We start from the raw sequence: 18,593 nt of genomic DNA, 5'->3' as shown, positions 1-18,593 counted from the left end.
CTAATTTATTTTCCAATTATTCAGTTGGGGCAATTTCTTCATTCGGAATCGCTTGTTGATCTTCAGAAACATCGGCTGTGGTGTTTTCTGTTTTAGATTTTCCTAATGAGATGGCATTTAATACACTTGGTTTACTTTCTACGACGTTACCTGCACTGGTGCAATAACGTTGCCCTTGGTCTCGCCACATTGGAATTTGGCGATTTGGGTCACAGTTAATTGTGCCAAAGCCGTTAATCCCCACCCATTGCAGATTGGCTGATTTTGGCAAGCGGAATACCGTTGGTGACGCACGATGTAAATAAGCTTTATACACATATAATGCACCACTTGAACCTGTTAAGTAGGTGTCACTGTTGTTATCTTTACCTAGCCAAACGGTCGTCACATTTTCACCATCAACACCAACGAACCATGTATCACGTGCGTTATTGGTTGTCCCGGTTTTTCCCGCCAATTTCAAATGCGCAAACTCATTTTGAAGACTACGCGCTGTACCGCGTTCAACCACTTGTTGCATAGCATAAAGCGTTTGAATCGCAGCTTCTGGTGGTAAAACTTGTTCACTCACTTCTTCAATATCACGCTGATAAATCTGTGAACCATCAAAAGCAGTAATCGACTCAATCGTTGTCAGTGGTGTTTTTAAGCCAGAATTTGCTAACACCTGATAAGATTTTGTTACATCATAAGGCGAAATTGAGTAAGCCCCAAGTAACATAGAAGGATATGTTGGAATATCTACATTATCCCAGCCCATCTCTTTTTGTTTGGCGATCACTTTTTTCAGCCCAACCTTCATCCCAATATTTACCGTTGGGATATTCAAAGAACGAACAAGCGCGTCCATTAACATTACCGAGCCACTAAAGCGTTTATCATAGTTTTTCGGTGTCCAAGGTGCCGAACCTTTCACTTGGATGGTAATGGGTTTATTGTTGATCGGCGTGTTTAGACGGAAATTTTTCGGGTCAGAGAGCGCAATGGCATAAATCGACGGTTTTACCAAAGAGCCAATCTGACGGCGCGATTGCAACGCACGGTTAAAACCTGCGAACTGTGTTAAGCGGTCACCCACTACTGCACGCACCTTACCAGTTTTATATTCAGCGACCACAATCGCAGATTGTAGATCTTTAATCCGTTTATCCGTAGCTTCTAACTCTTCCAATCCGTTAATCACGGCTTGTTCTGCTGAACGCTGCTGTTTACGATCAAGCGTAGTAAAAATCTTTGCACCAGATAACTGGGCAACTTTATTTTCACCTAATTCATTTTTTAAATCTTGGCTTAACACCTGCATAAATGCGGGTTGTTGACGGTAAATCGAGCCTTTTTCTTTTACCCCTAATGGCTGTTTGACTAAGAATTGATATTCGTCTGATGTAATCGCGCCATTTTCTTCCAATAATTTTAATACCACATTACGACGATCCATCGCAGCTTGAGGACTACGCCATGGATTATACAATGAAGGGCCTTTTACCATTCCCACCAATAGTGCCATTTGTGAAGGCGTGATTTCCTGAATTGGACGCCCAAAATAGAACTGACTCGCTAGCGCAAAGCCATGCACTTGATAGCTACCATTTTGCCCTAAATAAATTTCATTGAGATACGTTTCTAGAATACGGTTTTTATCGTAGCGATAATCTAAAATCAGTGACATTAAGGCTTCATTGACCTTACGGCTTAACGATTTTTCACTACTTAAGAAGATATTTTTCACCAACTGTTGAGTTAGCGTACTTGCACCTTGTACGGTTCGACCGGCTTGATAGTTTGCCATTAACGCACGTGCGATCCCCATCGGGCTAATCCCATCGTGCTGATAAAAACGTTTATCTTCCGTTAATAACAAAGCTTGAATCAGGAAATAAGGATATTGTTGCAAACGAAGCGCTTGGCGCTCTTCATCGCTATCTGAATGCAACATTGCAATCAATTTTGGGTCCAGACGGAAGCTTTCAACCAACTTACCTTGCACCAAATCTTCAATATGTGACAGCTTATCTTGAGTAAAACGCAAACGAAGTACCCGCTGCGCTTCAGGCGTTTCTGGGAACGCAAAAGCACGACGCAACATCACGAGAGTATCATCTTCAATTTTGAAATCCCCTGGTGTTGCAATTTGAGAAACTTGGCGATAACCATTATCTAATAAAGCGGTTTTGACTTGTTCAAGCGTCAAATTATCATCAATACTAATGCTCTCAATACGAGCATAAACTTCCGCTGGCAATTCCCAAGTTTTACCATCCATTTTTGCGCGGATTTTCCCATCCAAATAGATCGCATAAAACGTGATAAATGCCACTACAACGATCATTAGCTTCACTACCGTATTTAATAAATAAGCACGCTTAGTTTGCTTAACAGGCTGTTCAAGTTGTTCGTCTTGTTCTAGGCGTTCAGTATTAGGCATAGAGTACAATCTTATTTAAAAGTAAGCGGTCGAATTTTGCAAAAAATTCGCAAAATCCAACCGCTTGTTATCAAGGAAGTTTATTATGGATTGCGTTTGAATTTGCTGAAGTCTGGCGCACGTTTTTCATTAAATGCGTTACGACCTTCTTGACCTTCTTCTGTCATATAGAACAACATGGTCGCATTACCCGCTAATTCTTGTAAACCAGATTGGCCATCACAGTCTGCATTTAATGCCGCTTTTAAGCAACGTAATGCAATCGGGCTATTACGCAACATTTCACGGCACCAACGCACGGTTTCTTTTTCTAAATCCGCATAAGGCACAACAGTATTAACTAAACCCATTTCTAATGCTTCTTGTGCATTATATTGACGGCATAAGAACCAAATTTCACGCGCTTTTTTCTGACCAACGATGCGAGCCATATAGCTTGCACCCCAACCGCCATCAAATGAACCAACTTTCGGGCCAGTTTGACCAAATACCGCATTTTCTGCCGCAATAGTTAAGTCTGCAATCATATGTAACACATGACCGCCACCGATTGCATAGCCTGCAACCATCGCAACAACTGGTTTCGGACAAGTACGAATATCACGTTGGAAATCCAACACGTTTAAATGATGTACGCCGCTATCATCTTTATAACCGCCGTAGTCACCACGCACTTTTTGGTCACCGCCAGAACAGAACGCATGTTCGCCCTGACCAGTTAATACGATTACACCTACTTTTTCATCAAAACGTGCATCTGAAAAAGCTTGAATCATCTCTTTTACCGTTTGTGGACGGAATGCATTACGCACTTCCGGGCGGTTAATCGTAATTTTTGCAATACCGTCAACTGATTTATGGTAAAGAATATCAGTATAACCTTCGCTGTGATCAACCCATTGAACTGGAGCATAAAGTACATCATCTTTTGGATTTTGCATGAAAAAATTCCTTTCATCAGTGTAAAAAATTCGATCAATTATAGCTGAATTTGAGAAGCGGTCGAAGAGAAAGCGGTCTAATTTGCAAATTTTTTTACAAATTAGACCGCTTGTGATTAAACATACAGCTTTAAGTGAATGCTAGTTTCGGATTTAATAATCGCTTCAATGGAACGGATATAATCAAATTCTGGCCTATGAAATTCAGTGAGTAGCTCTAAACACGCATTCATAATCGAACAAATCACACCAGGCTTTAATTATTCCGTAGTACAGTACCTTTAACAACAATTATTGGTTCAATCCTTATTTTTATAATTCGAAATATAAATTTCACAAAAAAATTATGATTATTCCAAAGCTTTATATTATATCAATTTTATTGATCCAAATATTTCTGAAATATTTTACCTAGCTCAGAATCAGGATCACGGATATGCACATAAAGCGTATCAAGTGGTCTAGTCAATGCCATTAAAACCCATGTTGCTGCATATTTTGTTCTACGTTCATCTTCTGTTAAAAAAAGATCATCACTCATATAGCTTGCTGCAATTTCTTCATTTTTCTTTCGTTGATAAAAAGTGTCTAGGTCTAAGCAGATGACTGACCATGCCTCCAGCCCCCGACAAGATTCATAAAAAATACCCCGGTAAGTATTTTGTGTAGGCTCATTCTCCTCATCTTGAATGAAATTATAATCTTCACTATCTTCTTGAATATCCTTTTTTTTATTTTGCTTATGTAGAAATAATTCATCTTCAGCAATTTTTGTTAATTCAGATAATCTAGAATATTTATTTTTCTTTGAAGAAAGAAGGATATTATTATTAGCATCCACCGTAATACCTGATTCTAGATATAAATTAGAATCTGGTTCTTCTAGAAATAAATTAGAATCTGATTCTTCTAGAAATAAATTAGAATCTGATTCTTCTAGAAATAAGATACTCTCATAATTTGATAACCCATTATCTTTACCCACAGTTATTAACTTATTAACTACCCGTTCGAGCTTAGTATAGTTAGGATCTTGCATTTCTATAATTACTGTACCGTAATCTTTATCTGAACGAATTGCACTCAAATCCAAATTAATCTGAAACTCATTAGCAATAAAATTGCATAAATTAACAATATTTTGTTTTAATCTAAATGTTCTATTTCTTTTTTGAATCTCAATTATATTATAAATGACTTTATTTTCCTCATCATTATATTTCCAATTGCATTCTATATTATGTCGTATTAGCTGTTCTCTACCACCAGTACAAACAACAATATTTTTATTTTTCCATAAACTAAGAAAAATATCTCTTTCTAATGGATGGCAATCTTGTGCTTCATCTATAAACAAAACTCGCCCTCGACTTACTGATGAACCTATTGCCCTGTTACATAACTCTGAGAATCCCTTTACTGTTTTAGGATAGACTTTATCTTTTCTTTTAATTGCTCTATACCAATCTTCATCTGACATTGAATCAATATTTAAAATTGTATAAAGCCTCTCTGGAGCTTTTATTGCTAGCATGAAATAACGTAGTACTTGATAATAATCAGTTAAAAAGACTTCCTTTTCCAGTTTTCTTTCAATAGCTTTCTTAATTTTATTAACATAATCAGCTAAAGCTTTAGAATATTTCGAGTCTTTAGAATATTTCGAGTCTTTAGAATCTTTCGAGTCTTTAGAATCTTTTGAATATTTTTCTTTCCATCTAAGAAAAAATTCTCTTGTCCCTATATCCCAGGTTTCGTCAGGTATATCAGAATCGTGATCTTTAATTAATAAATAACGTTTATCTTGTATTCCTTGTAACTCTAATATTCTGGATTGATTCATAATATGAAGTATTCTTATGCTATCTGTCAGATCATAGAAATACTTATGAATAGTTTTTATTACTGTTTTTGGTTTTCCTTTTTCTTTTTCTTTTCCTTGATAATTATCTCTAATAATCTTAACATCATTTGCTAGCAATTTATTATAAGTCAAATAATAACCACTAACCCCATTACAATCTCCTTTTTTAGATTCTTCATAAGATTTCTTAATTAACGACATCATTTCGAAAGTTTTGCCTGAACCGGCCTTCCCACTAATAATAATTAAATTCTTATTTAATTCATTTTTTGCCCTTACCCTTTCAGGAAGGTTCATTATTTTTTTCTTTTTAAGATTAGTATCGGAAGAAAGAAAAAAGTCATCTTCAATATGGTCATTAATTTCCTCTTTTCTTTCTAATAAAAATCTATTATAAATATCAAGATCTTCAGCATATTGTTTATTTATTCTATCTATTTTCTTTTTTGTTAAAGAACCAATTTTATTATCTTTTTCAATCTGTTCTTTAAGCAAGTCAATATGCGTATCTATAATATTATAAGCCTCATGATTATTTCTTTCTTTAGACCAATGATAATTAGAGGTAAATGAATTAGACAAAAGAGGAGAGAATCTGAAATAGGCATCCAATTCTTTAAAACCAAATTTATACGCATAAATAAAATTAGGTCTAGTAAAATCATATTGTGCATGATTAGGACTAATTACCCAAACAATCGGATTAGGGAAAATGTTAAACTTAGTTAAAGAACCATCTTTATCTATTAATTTTAATTGATGTTCTTTCCAAATACTTTCAAGATATTTTTTAGTTTGAAAAAATAATTCCTTAGTATATTGACCAATATTCTCCTCATATTTATCTGTATAAAGAAAATTAATTTTACCATCTATTTCAGGTTTTTGAACATTTTCTAAATAATCTATAAACTTAATAGGGATGATTAGGTTGTTAAAATAAATATCACGAGGAAAATTATTATTTTCTATTTCATTGTTGCTAATAGCTGAATAATTTTTTAATTTATAGAAACATCTATCTTTATTTTCTAAAGCAATAATCAGAAGCAAATCAATATCTGTATTAACTAATCCCTTAATCCTAGGATTATTAATAAAAAATACCTTCACATTTTGTTTATAACGTTCATATTGAATTATATCTTTTAGCTCTTGTTCAAATTGCTCAATATCTACTAAAGGATGAAGCTCATCATGAGAAAAAATTTCAATAGTCATAAGTCCTTATTCTCTAACTTTTATTCATTATAGAATAAAGCCTTGGGTTTCCCCAAGGCTTTTGATTTTTGGCATTAAAGCAATCTTGATTATGCACCAAGACGCTCTTTGATACGTGCAGATTTACCTGAACGCTCACGTAAGTAGTAAAGTTTAGCTTTACGTACTGCACCTTTACGTTTAACAGAGATGCTATCGATTACTGGTGAGTGAGTTTGGAATACACGTTCAACGCCTACGCCGTTTGATACTTTACGTAGAGTGAATGCTGAGTGCAAGCCACGGTTACGAATTGCAATAACCACGCCTTCGAACGCTTGCAAACGTTTTTTACTACCTTCTACTACCCATACCTTAACTTCTAAAGTGTCACCTGGACGGAAGCTAGGTACGTTTTGTTTTAACTGTTCTGTTTCAAGTTGTTTGATGATGTTACTCATTTTATAAACCTTCTAAATCCTAGAATTAACTGATTTTGTGTTGCTGCTTAATTTTTCGCAACAACTTCTGTTGTTCGTCAGTCAGAGCTAGGCTATCCAATAGCTCAGGGCGTCTTAACCAAGTTCTTTCCAAAGATTGCGATAATCGCCATTTTCGGATTTCTTCATGATGTCCAGACATCAGCACTTCAGGCACAGGTATGCCATCTAACACTTCAGGGCGAGTATAATGAGGGCAATCTAGTAAACCCTCAGCAAACGAATCTTCCAAAGCGGAAGCTTGTTTACCTAATACACCCGGTACGAATCTTGCAACAGCATCAATTAATGTCATTGCAGGTAATTCGCCCCCTGTTAAAACATAGTCGCCAATTGACCACTCTTCATCAACTTCCGATTGAATCAATCGCTCATCAACACCTTCATATCTGCCACAGATTAAAATCAGTTTTTGATTTGAAGCTAGCGTTTGTACACCTTGTTGATCGAGTTTGCGACCTTGTGGCGAAAGGTAAATCACTTTAACCTCTGCGCCCTCTTCTGCTTGTGCTGCCTTTTTTGCTGCATGAATTGCATCACGAAGCGGCTGCACCATCATCAACATTCCCGGGCCTCCACCATAAGGGCGATCATCCACGGTTCTATGTTTATCTGTTGTAAAATCACGCGGATTCCAACATTGAATCTGCAGAAGATTTTGTTTAACTGCTCTACCTGTTACCCCAAAATCAGTGATTGCTTTAAACATTTCGGGAAACAGTGAAATAATACCAATCCACATTATTTGTCCCCCAACGTTCTTGCTCTTAAAAGCGAAAGCTCACACCGCATACCTGAGGTTAGAAACCAGCGTCCCAGTCCACCGTAATTGTTTTGGTGGCGAGATCTACTCTTTTAACTACTTGTTCGTATAAGAACGGAATTAATCGTTCTTGTTTGCCGAAAGCATCTTTGCTATTTGCTTTAACCACTAGCACATCATTTGAACCTGTTTCCATTAACTCAGTTACCACGCCCATAGTGTAGCCTTCAAGGTTTACTACTGAACAGCCGATTAAATCATGCCAGTAATAATCACCTTCTTCCAGTTCTGGAAACACACTTAAATCTACGCCAATTTCAGCGTTAGTTAATAATTGTGCGGCTTCACGGTCGTCTGTGCCTTTTAATTTCACAATCAAATCATTGCTGTGATAACGCCAGCTTTCTAGCTCGATAGGTTGCCATTGACCTTTAATTTTTAAGAACCATGGCTGATAATCGAAAATGCTTTCTGCTTCTTCGGTGGAAGAATAGAGACGTAACCAGCCACGGATACCATAGGTTGACCCTAATTTTCCGACAACTTCAATTTTTTGTTCGCTCATATTCGTCACCTTTTGCAAAATTTTTTAAAAATTTAACCGCTTATTAAGCTGCTTTGCGAGCTTCTTTTACTAAAGATTCTACACGATCTGAAAGTGAAGCACCTTTAGCAACCCAAGCATCAACTTTAGCCACGTCTAAACGTAAACGTTCAGCTTGACCTGCTGCTAATGGGTTGAAGAAACCGATACGCTCGATGAAACGACCGTCACGAGGTGAACGGCTGTCCGCTACCACGATTTGATAGAATGGGCGTTTTTTAGCTCCGCCACGAGTTAAACGAATGGTTACCATAACCTTCCTCTAAATTGTTGATAGTAAAAAAATAAACCCTCGTTCGAGGTGAGGGTACGAAACTTATCTCTATTTATATAGAAAATAAGCGGTAGAATTTTACCGCTTTTTTGCAAAAATGCAAGGAAAAAGGACGATGTCGCGAAGATGCGCTAGATGCTTCTCCTGAAATAGCTTTTGTGAAATCGCTAAATCAATCTCTTAACAAACACCATTTTAAAAGGTGCGATAATAACCGCACCTTGTTTTAGTCAAATGTTATTAGTGGGATAAAGCTCGTTTCACTGCTACATCCAATCCTGCTATTGGACGGCCAAGCAATTTCTCAAGGGTTTTGTCTTCTGAGAATAATGCACCGTTTGACGCATCTACATCCCATTGTGCTATTAAGCCTGCAAAGCCTTCATCTAATCCTGCTTGCACAAGTGCAGCGGCATAATCTGCTGCAGGAATATCTACATAAGGGATATCTTTACCTGTTTGTTTGCTGATTTCTGCGGCAAGGTCAGCTAATGTCCAGCTGGTTGATCCGGCAAGCTCGTAAGTTTGGTTTTCATGCCCTTCGCCTAAGGCAACGTTTACCGCTGCTTCAGCAAGTTCTGCACGAAGTACAGACGAAATTTTGCCGTTTTTTGCTGAACCGTAGAAAGCATTGTTTGCTAATGCTGCCGGAATTGAAGCCGTGTAGTTTTCGGTGTACCAACCATTTCGTAAAATAGTGTAAGTAATGCCCGAAGCTTTTAATGCGGCTTCAGTTTCAACGTGCTCACCGGCAAGAGATTTCACTGTGTTGTCGTTGGTCGCGCCGAGTAAGCTGGTGTAGATAATATGTTTCACGCCTGCTTTTTTAGCTGATTCAATTACGTTGTTATGTTGTACAAAACGCTGACCAATTTCATTACTTGAAACAAGAATTAAAGTATCTACACCTTGTAATGCTTCTACTTGTCCTTCTGTTTTTGAATAATCAAATTTGCGGGCTTCTGCACCTAAAATTTTTTCTGGAGAGCGTACAAGCGCGATGACATTCGCTTGTTTTGCTTTTAATAAGTCTAATGCAATTACGCCAAATTGACCTGTTGCACCAGTAATTGCGATAGTTTTAGTTGTCATGATGTTTTCCTTCTCGTTAAGTCGAAATGATGGTTGAACATTTGATTGTTCGCTTGATGTGGCGTATTATATTTCAGCGCTTACTTTTGAGAAGTACTTACATAAACGTAAGTTTTGGGGTTTTTTAAAAATAATTTTTAAATTGTTGATTTTTAAGGAATTAAAAATGGAAAAAAATTTAAATCGTGGGAATGTTCTGGCTTCAGCTTGCCCTTCTCGCCAAATTTTGCAACATTTAACCAGTCGTTGGGGCGCATTAGTGTTAGTGAGTTTACATTCTGGCACCAAGCGTTTTAGTGAACTTCGCCGTGCGATTGATGGCGTGAGCGAACGTATGTTGACTAAAACCCTGCAGGAATTGGAGGCTGATGGCATGTTAATCCGTAAATCCTATAATACCGTGCCACCGCAAGTGGATTACACATTAACAGAATTCGGAGCAGAGGCTTCTAATAAGATGTTTGAGTTGGTGGATTGGTTGGAAACAAATTTAGGGAAAATTTTAGAAAGCAAAAGTGCTTAAATACAAAAACACCACTTTTACAAGCGGTGTTTTTTCTTACTTATTTTGCAATTAGCAATCTTGTTTACCGTATTGTTCTTGACGTAGAAGAACACGTACACTTTCATCGAATTGTGCTAATACTTCATCTGCATTTTTCGGATCAGTACCACGCGCATCTAAGTAGAACTTAATTTTCGGTTCTGTACCTGATGGACGAGCGATTAAACGGCTGCCATTTTCTAATACGAATACTAAAATATCGCTTTGACGGTCAGTTTTAGTATGATCTAAGAATGTCGCCACTTTGAAACCACCCACTTCTGCTGGCGGATTATTACGTAATGCGCTCATCAATTTACCAATTTCAGATAAATCGCTAACACGGATAGAAATTTGACCGCTTACATAAGCACCAAACTCTTTTGTGAAGTCTGCTGCATAGTCTGCAAGTGTTTTACCTTCTTTTTTAAGGCTACGTACTAAATCTAAGAATACAATTGCTGCTGAAATACCGTCTTTATCGCGTACTTTATCTGGATCTACTAAGTAACCTAATGCTTCTTCGAAACCAAATAATAAACCGTTTACTTTGCCGATATATTTGAAGCCAGTTAAAGTTTCTTCTGAGTCAAAACCATATTTCTTCGCAATTTCCGCTAAGGCTGGTGAAGAAACCAATGAACATGCTAACACGCCTTTTTTGCCTTGTGCATGATATTGTTTTGCTAAATACCAACCTAAGTAACAACCAATCACGTTACCGTGAAGAGGTTTCCAGTTACCTTGCGCATCTGGAACAGCTACTGCTAAACGGTCTGCATCTGGGTCATTTGCAATAATGAATTCCGCATTATTTTCTTTAGCTACTTTAATTGCTAAGTCTAATGCGCCTTTCTCTTCCGGGTTAGGGAAGTTTACGGTTGGGAATGTACCATCTGGCCAAACTTGCTCTGCAACAACATGCGGTTGTGGTAAACCTGCTTTCGCAAGGGTTTTACTTAACACTTCATAACCTACACCATGCATTGCTGTATATACATAGTTAATGTCTGCTTGAGGCTCTTTTGCAAGGCTTGCTGTTTTAGCAATATATGCATCAACAATTTCATCATTTAAGATAGTGAAATCTTGGCTACGTGGTAAATCAGCAATATTACCTGCTGCAACTTTATCAATGAGTGCTGCAATGTCTTTGTCTGCTGGCGAAACAATCTGACCACCACCATTTGCTTTACCTAAATAAACTTTATAACCGTTATCTTCTGGTGGGTTGTGGCTCGCAGTTACCATAACACCTGCTGTTGCATCAAAGTATTGAATTGCATAAGCTAAAACAGGTGTTGGTAATTTGCGTGGTAATAAATATGCTTTAATGCCCGCACCAGCCATGATTTCAGCCGTATCACGTGCAAATACATCTGAATTTTTACGACCGTCATATCCAATTACGATTGAAGGGGTTTTATCATAGTCTTTTAAGTACGCGGCTAAACCACCAGCTGCTTGAGCAACTAATACGCGGTTCATTCCCATAGAACCTGCTTGTAAACGACCACGTAAACCTGCTGTACCAAATTGTAAACGTCCATCAAAACGATTTGTTAATTCTGCCTGAGCTTCAGCATTTCCTGATTTTGCTTCTGAAAGCAATTGTTCTAACTCTGCACGAGTTTCTTGATCAGGATCTTGATTCAACCAATCTTGAGCTTTGCTAAAAAGTGCATCCATAATAATTCCCCTATAATTTAACGAATAGTTCACGATAGACTAACGGAAAAATAGGGAGATTTGAACCATTAATTATAAAAAGTTTGACCTAAATGGAAAAATGGAGGGTGATAATAGAAAAGATAAAGCCCGAACAATGCCGGGCTTTATAAAGAATTATTCTGCTGCTTCTGCAACTTCAGGACGATCAACAAGCTCAATGTAAGCCATTGGCGCGTTATCACCTGCGCGGAAACCACATTTTAAAATACGAGTGTAACCACCCGCACGTTGTGCAAAACGTGGACCTAATTCATTGAATAATTTAGCAACGGTTTCTACGTTGCGAGTACGAGCAAAAGCTAAGCGGCGGTTTGCAACGCTATCTTCTTTTGCTAAAGTAATTAATGGTTCAATTACACGACGTAACTCTTTAGCTTTAGGCAAAGTTGTTTTAATGATTTCATGTTCAACTAAAGAACTTGCCATATTACGGAACATCGCTTGGCGATGGCTGCTGTTACGGTTTAATTGACGTCCACTCTTACGATGGCGCATACCTATATCCTTCTTAGAAAATCTATTACCTAAAATTAGTCTTCAGCAATGCTTGCTGGTGGCCAATTCTCAAGGCGCATACCGAGTGATAAACCACGAGAAGCCAATACATCCTTAATCTCAGTAAGTGATTTCTTACCGAGGTTAGGTGTTTTTAATAACTCAACTTCTGTACGTTGTACTAAATCACCGATATAGTGAATTGTCTCTGCTTTCAAACAGTTAGCAGAACGGACTGTTAATTCAAGATCATCTACAGGGCGAAGAAGAATCGGATCAAATTCCGGTTTTTCTTCTTTCACTTCCGGTTGACGAACATCACGTAAATCAACAAATGCGTCTAATTGCTCTGCTAAAATGGTTGCAGCACGACGAATGGCTTCTTCTGGATCGATTGTGCCATTTGTTTCCATCTCAATGATGAGCTTATCTAAGTCCGTACGCTGTTCAACACGTGCAGCTTCTACATTGTAAGCAATACGATCTACTGGGCTAAAACGAGCATCTACAAGTAAACGCCCAATTGGACGATCATCATCTTGAGTATGTACACGGGCTGATGCTGGAACATAACCACGACCACGTTGTACGCGAATACGCATACTGATTGTAGCATTTTTATCTGTTAAATGACAGATAACATGGTTAGGATTAACAATCTCAACACCACCATCATGTGTAATGTCGCCTGCAGTCACAGGGCCAATTCCAGATTTATTTAGTGTCAAGATAATATCATCTTTATCTTGCACTTTTACCGCTAGACCTTTTAGGTTTAGTAATACTTCAAGAATATCTTCTTGTACGCCTTCTTTGCTGCTGTATTCATGTAATACACCATCAATCTCAACCTCAGTAACGGCACAACCTGGCATTGACGAAAGTAAAATGCGTCGAAGTGCGTTACCTAACGTATGTCCAAAACCTCGTTCTAACGGCTCTAGAGTCACTTTTGCGTGAGTTGAACTAATTTGTTCAATATTCACTAAGTGCGGCTTTAAAAATTCTGTCACAGAACCCTGCATTTTATCCTCTCTTTGTTTTTAAGCTTATTACTACTAAATAAAAAATATAATTTTAACAATTAACTATTATTTAGAGTAAAGCTCAACGATCAGATGTTCATTGATGTCTGCTGATAAGTCAGAGCGTTCAGGAGTACGTTTAAATACACCTTCCATTTTAGTTGCATCAACTTCTAACCAAGTTGGTTTTTCACGTTGAGTTGCTAATTCTAACGATGCTTTAATACGTGCTTGTTTTTTAGATTTTTCACGAACAGCAACTACATCATCAACAGAAACTTGGAATGAAGGAATATTTACTACACGACCGTTTACAACGATAGATTTGTGGCTAACAAGCTGACGTGCTTCAGCACGAGTTGCAGCAAAACCCATACGGTAAACAACGTTATCTAAACGACCTTCTAATAATACTAATAAGTTCTCACCTGTATTACCTTTTAAGCGGTTAGCTTCTTTATAGTAATTACGGAATTGACGTTCTAAGATACCATAGATACGGCGAACTTTTTGTTTTTCACGTAACTGACTACCGTAGTCAGATAAACGTGGCTTGCGAGCACCATGTTGACCAGGGGCTACATCAAGACGATTTCTACATTTTGATTCAATCGCACGAACGCCTGATTTTAAAAATAAATCAGTACCTTCACGACGGCTTAGCTTGAGCTTAGGACCCAAATATCTTGCCATTTTCTTTCTCCAATTATTCTAACGTCAATTAAACGCGACGTTTTTTCGGTGGACGACAACCGTTATGAGGAATCGGAGTCACATCAGTAATGTTCGTGATACGGAAACCCGCTGCATTTAATGCACGAATTGTTGATTCACGACCCGGACCCGGACCTTTAACCATAACTTCCAAATTCTTTAAACCAAATTCTTTAACCATTTCTGCACAACGCTCTGCAGCAACTTGAGCAGCAAATGGAGTTGATTTACGAGAACCACGGAAACCTGAACCACCAGCAGTTGCCCAAGCTAGAGCGTTGCCTTGACGGTCAGTGATGGTAACGATTGTGTTATTGAAAGATGCGTGGATATGAGCTACGCCATCTGCAATCTGTTTTTTAACGCGCTTACGTGCGCGAACTGGTGTTTTAGCCATTATTTATCTACTCCGACTATTTTTTGATCGGTTTGCGTGGACCTTTACGGGTACGCGCATTAGTCTTAGTACGTTGACCACGTACTGGTAAACTACGACGATGACGTAAACCACGGTAGCAACCAAGGTCTAAAAGACGTTTGATGCTTAAAGTTACTTCACGACGTAAATCACCTTCGACAGTAAATTTACCAACTTCTTCACGCAGTTTTTCAATCTGCTCTTCAGACAATTCTCTGATCTTTACATCTTCAGCAATACCCGTTGCAGCACAGATAGCTTTTGCACGAGTTTTACCGATACCGTAAATTGCAGTTAATGCGATTACAGTGTGTTTTTGATCAGGAATGTTAATGCCTGCAATACGGGCCACTATGCACTCCTATTATTTAAGTTTATTGATATACTGATCTTGAAAAGCCCGTTTCAGGATACTCAAACAGTATATCAGGACGAATGAGCTGAGCAGTATACCTGCTCAGCGGGTTCTTTGCAAGAAATATACTATTAACCTTGACGTTGTTTATGTTTAGGGTCGTTACAAATTACACGAACAACACCTTCACGTTTAACAACCTTACAGTTACGGCACATTCTTTTTACTGAAGCACGAACTTTCATTGCTTATCCTTTCTGATCTAAGGGTCTATTGCCCTAAGCCTTTTAAATTGGCTTTCTTCAACACAGAATCATATTGTAATGACATCATATGACTTTGAACCTGTGCGATGAAATCCATAATAACTACCACTACGATTAACAGTGAAGTACCACCTAATTGGAATGGTACTTTCCATAATGATATAGCGATATAAGGAACCAAACAAACAAAAGCAATATATAGCGCACCAATTAAGGTTAAACGCGTCATTACTTTATCAATATAACGAGATGTTTGTTCGCCTGGTCGATAACCTGGTACAAACGCACCTGATTTCTTCAAATTATCCGCCGTTTCACGAGGATTATACTGCATACCAGTATAGAAGAAAGCAAAGAAAATCACTGCCATTGTAAATAATACAATGTAAAGTGGTTGTCCTGGTTGTAGTAACTGAGATAAATCAAATAACCACTCAAAGCCTTCACTACTTTGTCCAAACCACTGCGTAATACTTGCAGGGAACAAAATAACACTTGATGCAAAAATTGCTGGGATAACCCCTGCCATATTTACTTTTAATGGTAAATGAGATGATCTTGCAGGTGCCATCATTCTACCTTGTTGGCGACTTGCATAGTTTACTACGATTCTTCTTTGTCCACGTTCTACGAACACAACAAAATATGTTACTGCGAATGCAATTACAGCTATGAGTAATAACACGATAGGTGAAAGATCACCTGCTCTTGCCTGCTCAATTGTTTGCCCGATTGTTGAAGGTAAATCTGCAACGATACCGGCAAAAATAATGAGGGAAATGCCGTTACCAATACCACGTTCTGTAATTTGCTCACCAAGCCACATTAAGAACATTGTTCCAGTTACAAGGCTAATAACAGAAGTGATATAGAATAACATATTTGGGTTAACTACTAACCCAGATTGCATATTAGGAAGCGCTATGGAAACACCAATAGACTGAATAAACGCTAATAACAATGTGCCATAACGCGTATATTTGCTAATTTTACGACGCCCTGCTTCGCCTTCTTTTTTTAATTCAGCTAAAGGAGGGTGAATGGCAGTCAATAATTGAATAATAATTGATGCCGAAATATAAGGCATAATACCTAACGCAAAAATAGACGCTCGGCTTAATGCACCACCAGAGAACATATTAAACATGTCAATGATGGTGCCTTGTTGTTGCTTAATTAGCTCGGATAAAACAGAAGCATCAATGCCAGGAACAGGTATAAAAGAACCGATACGGAAAACGATTAACGCACCTAAAACAAATAACAATCTTGATTTAAGCTCGCCAGTCCCTTTTTGTGTACTACCTTGGTACCCTGGTTGCTTTGCCATCTATTATTCCTCGATAGAACCACCAGCAGCTTCGATAGCAGCTTTAGCACCTTTAGTTACACCTAAGCCTTGAACTTTAACTGCTTTTTCTACTTTACCTGAAAGAATAACTTTTGCAGATAAAATATCTTTAGTAATAATGTTCGCTGCTTTTAATGCTTCTAATGTGACTACATCGCCATCTACTTTTGCTAAGTCGCTTAAACGAATTTCTGCAACACGGAATGATTTTAATGAAGTAAAACCAAATTTTGGTAAACGACGGTATAAAGGCATTTGACCACCCTCGAAACCACGACGAACACCGCCGCCTGTACGAGATTTTTGACCTTTATGACCACGACCACCAGTTTTACCTAAACCAGAACCGATACCACGACCTAAACGTTTAGCACTGTGCTTAGCACCTTCAGCCGGAGAAAGAGTATTTAAACGCATTCTATTACTCCTCCACTTTAACCATATAAGATACTTGATTGATCATACCGCGTACTGCTGGTGTATCTTCAAGTTCTACGGTGTGACGAATATGACGAAGACCTAAGCCTTTTAACGTTGCTTTATGTTTCGGTAAACGAGCAATAGAGCTACGAGTTTGAGTTACTTTAATTTTTGCCATATTCAATTACCCCAAAATTTCTTCAACTGTTTTGCCACGTTTTGCAGCAACCATTTCAGGTGATTTCATGTTCTCAAGTGCATCGATTGTTGCACGAACAACGTTAATTGGGTTGGTTGAACCATATGCTTTAGAAAGAACGTTACGAACGCCTGCAACTTCTAACACAGCACGCATTGCACCACCCGCGATGATACCTGTACCTTCGCTTGCTGGTTGCATAAATACGCGTGAACCTGTGTGTGAACCTTTAACAGGGTGTTGTAATGTACCTTCGTTTAAAGCTACATTGATCATATTGCGACGAGCTTTTTCCATCGCTTTTTGGATCGCTGCCGGAACTTCACGTGCTTTACCGTAACCAAAACCTACACGACCATTACCATCGCCCACTACTGTTAAAGCAGTGAAACTCATGATACGACCACCTTTAACGGTTTTTGATACACGGTTAACCGCGATTAGCTTCTCTTGCAGTTCACCAGCTTGTTTTTCGATGTTTGACATCTCAAATTCCTCTATTAGAACTGTAGACCAGCTTCACGAGCAGCGTCTGCTAATGCTTGCACACGACCGTGGTATTTGAAACCTGAACGATCAAATGCAACCGCTTGTACACCTTTAGCTAAAGCACGTTCTGCAACTAATTTACCAACTACTGCAGCGGCGTCTTTATTACCGGTATATTTAACTTGCTCTTTAATTACTTTTTCAACAGTTGAAGCTGCTGCTAGTACTTCTGAGCCATTAGGTGCAATTACTTGCGCATAGATGTGACGCGGTGTGCGATGCACAACTAAACGTGTAGCACCTTGCTCTCTCATTAAATGACGTGCACGGGTTGCACGACGGATACGAGCTACTTTCTTATCCATAGTGTTACCTTACTTTACTTTTTCTTCGCTTCTTTAGTACGTACAACTTCATCAGAATAACGTACACCTTTGCCTTTATAAGGCTCTGGACGGCGATATGCACGAATATCAGCTGCAACTTGACCGATTAACTGTTTGTCTGCACTTTTGAGAATAATCTCAGTTTGTGATGGACATTCACCAGTTACACCAGCTGGCAACGTATGTTCTACCGGGTGTGAGAAACCTAAGCTTAAAGCAACTACGTTGCCTTTCATTTGTGCACGGTAACCAACACCAACTAATTGCAATTTCTTCGTAAAGCCTTCAGTAACACCGATAACCATTGCATTAACTAATGCACGCGCAGTACCTGCTTGAGCATCTGCGTTTACAACACCTTCACGAGGTGCAAAAGTTAATGTATCAGCTTCGTATTTTACTTCAACTGCATTATGAATTTCGCGAGATAACTCGCCGTTTTTACCTTTAACTGTTAATAGCTGACCGTTCAATGTAACTTGAACACCGGCAGGAACATTAACAGGTGCTTTTGCAACACGAGACATTTTTCCTACC

General features: G+C 38.3%; 22 protein-coding genes. 1 reads left to right on the top strand and 21 read right to left on the bottom strand.

The genetic code is table 11. From position 1 onward, the window contains the following. Positions 1 to 16: 16 nt before the first annotated feature. The 8 genes from mrcB to HSP_RS0100360 form a co-directional block, all read right to left on the bottom strand. Complete coding sequence (gene mrcB / locus HSP_RS0100395) at positions 17 to 2,425, bottom strand: penicillin-binding protein 1B (protein ID WP_010128124.1); 2,409 nt, start codon at positions 2,423 to 2,425, stop codon at positions 17 to 19. A gap of 83 nt (positions 2,426 to 2,508) precedes the next feature. Then, entirely contained in the window at positions 2,509 to 3,366 is an 858-nt protein-coding gene (menB, locus tag HSP_RS0100390) for a 1,4-dihydroxy-2-naphthoyl-CoA synthase (RefSeq protein ID WP_007525665.1), read from the bottom strand. Between the two features lie 379 nt (positions 3,367 to 3,745). Continuing rightward, positions 3,746 to 6,451, bottom strand: coding sequence for a UvrD-helicase domain-containing protein (locus HSP_RS0100385; protein ID WP_010128123.1), 2,706 nt, complete (start codon positions 6,449 to 6,451; stop codon positions 3,746 to 3,748). A gap of 89 nt (positions 6,452 to 6,540) precedes the next feature. Beyond that, on the bottom strand, positions 6,541 to 6,891 hold the full coding sequence (rplS, locus tag HSP_RS0100380) for a 50S ribosomal protein L19 (protein WP_007525695.1): 351 nt from the start codon (positions 6,889 to 6,891) through the stop codon (positions 6,541 to 6,543). A 25-nt stretch (positions 6,892 to 6,916) separates the two neighbouring features. Continuing rightward, positions 6,917 to 7,672, bottom strand: a complete 756-nt coding sequence (gene trmD / locus HSP_RS0100375; RefSeq protein ID WP_010128121.1) for a tRNA (guanosine(37)-N1)-methyltransferase TrmD — start codon at positions 7,670 to 7,672, stop codon at positions 6,917 to 6,919. Between the two features lie 58 nt (positions 7,673 to 7,730). Then, complete coding sequence (gene rimM, locus HSP_RS0100370; RefSeq protein WP_005708635.1) at positions 7,731 to 8,258, bottom strand: ribosome maturation factor RimM; 528 nt, start codon at positions 8,256 to 8,258, stop codon at positions 7,731 to 7,733. Between the two features lie 43 nt (positions 8,259 to 8,301). Further along, a complete protein-coding gene (gene rpsP / locus HSP_RS0100365) occupies positions 8,302 to 8,550 on the bottom strand; it encodes a 30S ribosomal protein S16 (RefSeq protein WP_007525753.1) in 249 nt (82 codons plus the stop codon). A 261-nt stretch (positions 8,551 to 8,811) separates the two neighbouring features. After that, positions 8,812 to 9,663 (bottom strand): SDR family oxidoreductase, encoded by an 852-nt coding sequence (locus tag HSP_RS0100360; RefSeq protein ID WP_010128120.1) that lies wholly within the window; start codon positions 9,661 to 9,663, stop codon positions 8,812 to 8,814. A 166-nt stretch (positions 9,664 to 9,829) separates the two neighbouring features. Between HSP_RS0100360 and HSP_RS0100355 the strand changes: the two genes are divergently transcribed. Then, the gene (locus tag HSP_RS0100355; RefSeq protein WP_010128118.1) at positions 9,830 to 10,186 is read left to right on the top strand and encodes a winged helix-turn-helix transcriptional regulator; all 357 of its coding nucleotides are present in this window, start codon (positions 9,830 to 9,832) and stop codon (positions 10,184 to 10,186) included. Positions 10,187 to 10,237: 51 nt separating this feature from the next. Here HSP_RS0100355 and HSP_RS0100350 read toward each other — a convergent pair whose 3' ends face one another. The 13 genes from HSP_RS0100350 to rplF all read right to left on the bottom strand — a co-directional run bounded on the left by HSP_RS0100350 (position 10,238) and on the right by rplF (position 18,583). Then, on the bottom strand, positions 10,238 to 11,896 hold the full coding sequence (locus tag HSP_RS0100350) for a phospho-sugar mutase (RefSeq protein ID WP_010128115.1): 1,659 nt from the start codon (positions 11,894 to 11,896) through the stop codon (positions 10,238 to 10,240). A gap of 156 nt (positions 11,897 to 12,052) precedes the next feature. Further along, on the bottom strand, positions 12,053 to 12,433 hold the full coding sequence (gene rplQ / locus HSP_RS0100345; protein ID WP_010128113.1) for a 50S ribosomal protein L17: 381 nt from the start codon (positions 12,431 to 12,433) through the stop codon (positions 12,053 to 12,055). A 35-nt stretch (positions 12,434 to 12,468) separates the two neighbouring features. After that, positions 12,469 to 13,458 carry a DNA-directed RNA polymerase subunit alpha gene (locus HSP_RS0100340; RefSeq protein WP_007525648.1) on the bottom strand — a complete coding sequence of 330 codons (990 nt, stop codon included), beginning with the start codon at positions 13,456 to 13,458 and terminating at the stop codon, positions 12,469 to 12,471. Positions 13,459 to 13,524: 66 nt separating this feature from the next. Then, positions 13,525 to 14,151, bottom strand: coding sequence for a 30S ribosomal protein S4 (gene rpsD / locus HSP_RS0100335; protein ID WP_005705947.1), 627 nt, complete (start codon positions 14,149 to 14,151; stop codon positions 13,525 to 13,527). Positions 14,152 to 14,179: 28 nt separating this feature from the next. Next, complete coding sequence (gene rpsK / locus HSP_RS0100330; RefSeq protein WP_005705959.1) at positions 14,180 to 14,569, bottom strand: 30S ribosomal protein S11; 390 nt, start codon at positions 14,567 to 14,569, stop codon at positions 14,180 to 14,182. A gap of 16 nt (positions 14,570 to 14,585) precedes the next feature. After that, positions 14,586 to 14,942 (bottom strand): 30S ribosomal protein S13, encoded by a 357-nt coding sequence (rpsM, locus tag HSP_RS0100325; RefSeq protein WP_005599322.1) that lies wholly within the window; start codon positions 14,940 to 14,942, stop codon positions 14,586 to 14,588. A gap of 134 nt (positions 14,943 to 15,076) precedes the next feature. Beyond that, on the bottom strand, positions 15,077 to 15,190 hold the full coding sequence (rpmJ, locus tag HSP_RS0100320) for a 50S ribosomal protein L36 (RefSeq protein WP_007525755.1): 114 nt from the start codon (positions 15,188 to 15,190) through the stop codon (positions 15,077 to 15,079). Between the two features lie 25 nt (positions 15,191 to 15,215). Beyond that, on the bottom strand, positions 15,216 to 16,541 hold the full coding sequence (gene secY, locus HSP_RS0100315; RefSeq protein ID WP_007525663.1) for a preprotein translocase subunit SecY: 1,326 nt from the start codon (positions 16,539 to 16,541) through the stop codon (positions 15,216 to 15,218). A gap of 3 nt (positions 16,542 to 16,544) precedes the next feature. Further along, a complete protein-coding gene (gene rplO, locus HSP_RS0100310; RefSeq protein WP_007525702.1) occupies positions 16,545 to 16,979 on the bottom strand; it encodes a 50S ribosomal protein L15 in 435 nt (144 codons plus the stop codon). Between the two features lie 4 nt (positions 16,980 to 16,983). Further along, complete coding sequence (gene rpmD / locus HSP_RS0100305; protein ID WP_006250021.1) at positions 16,984 to 17,160, bottom strand: 50S ribosomal protein L30; 177 nt, start codon at positions 17,158 to 17,160, stop codon at positions 16,984 to 16,986. A 6-nt stretch (positions 17,161 to 17,166) separates the two neighbouring features. After that, positions 17,167 to 17,667, bottom strand: a complete 501-nt coding sequence (gene rpsE / locus HSP_RS0100300) for a 30S ribosomal protein S5 (RefSeq protein WP_005705945.1) — start codon at positions 17,665 to 17,667, stop codon at positions 17,167 to 17,169. 14 nt (positions 17,668 to 17,681) lie between these two features. Then, on the bottom strand, positions 17,682 to 18,035 hold the full coding sequence (rplR, locus tag HSP_RS0100295) for a 50S ribosomal protein L18 (protein WP_007525634.1): 354 nt from the start codon (positions 18,033 to 18,035) through the stop codon (positions 17,682 to 17,684). 14 nt (positions 18,036 to 18,049) lie between these two features. Continuing rightward, positions 18,050 to 18,583, bottom strand: a complete 534-nt coding sequence (gene rplF, locus HSP_RS0100290) for a 50S ribosomal protein L6 (protein ID WP_007525726.1) — start codon at positions 18,581 to 18,583, stop codon at positions 18,050 to 18,052. Positions 18,584 to 18,593 lie beyond the last annotated feature (10 nt).

The sequence above is a fragment of the Haemophilus sputorum CCUG 13788 genome, assembly GCF_000238795.1.
GTDB lineage: Bacteria > Pseudomonadota > Gammaproteobacteria > Enterobacterales > Pasteurellaceae > Haemophilus_A > Haemophilus_A sputorum.
This window is presented reverse-complemented; position numbering and strand designations above follow the sequence as displayed.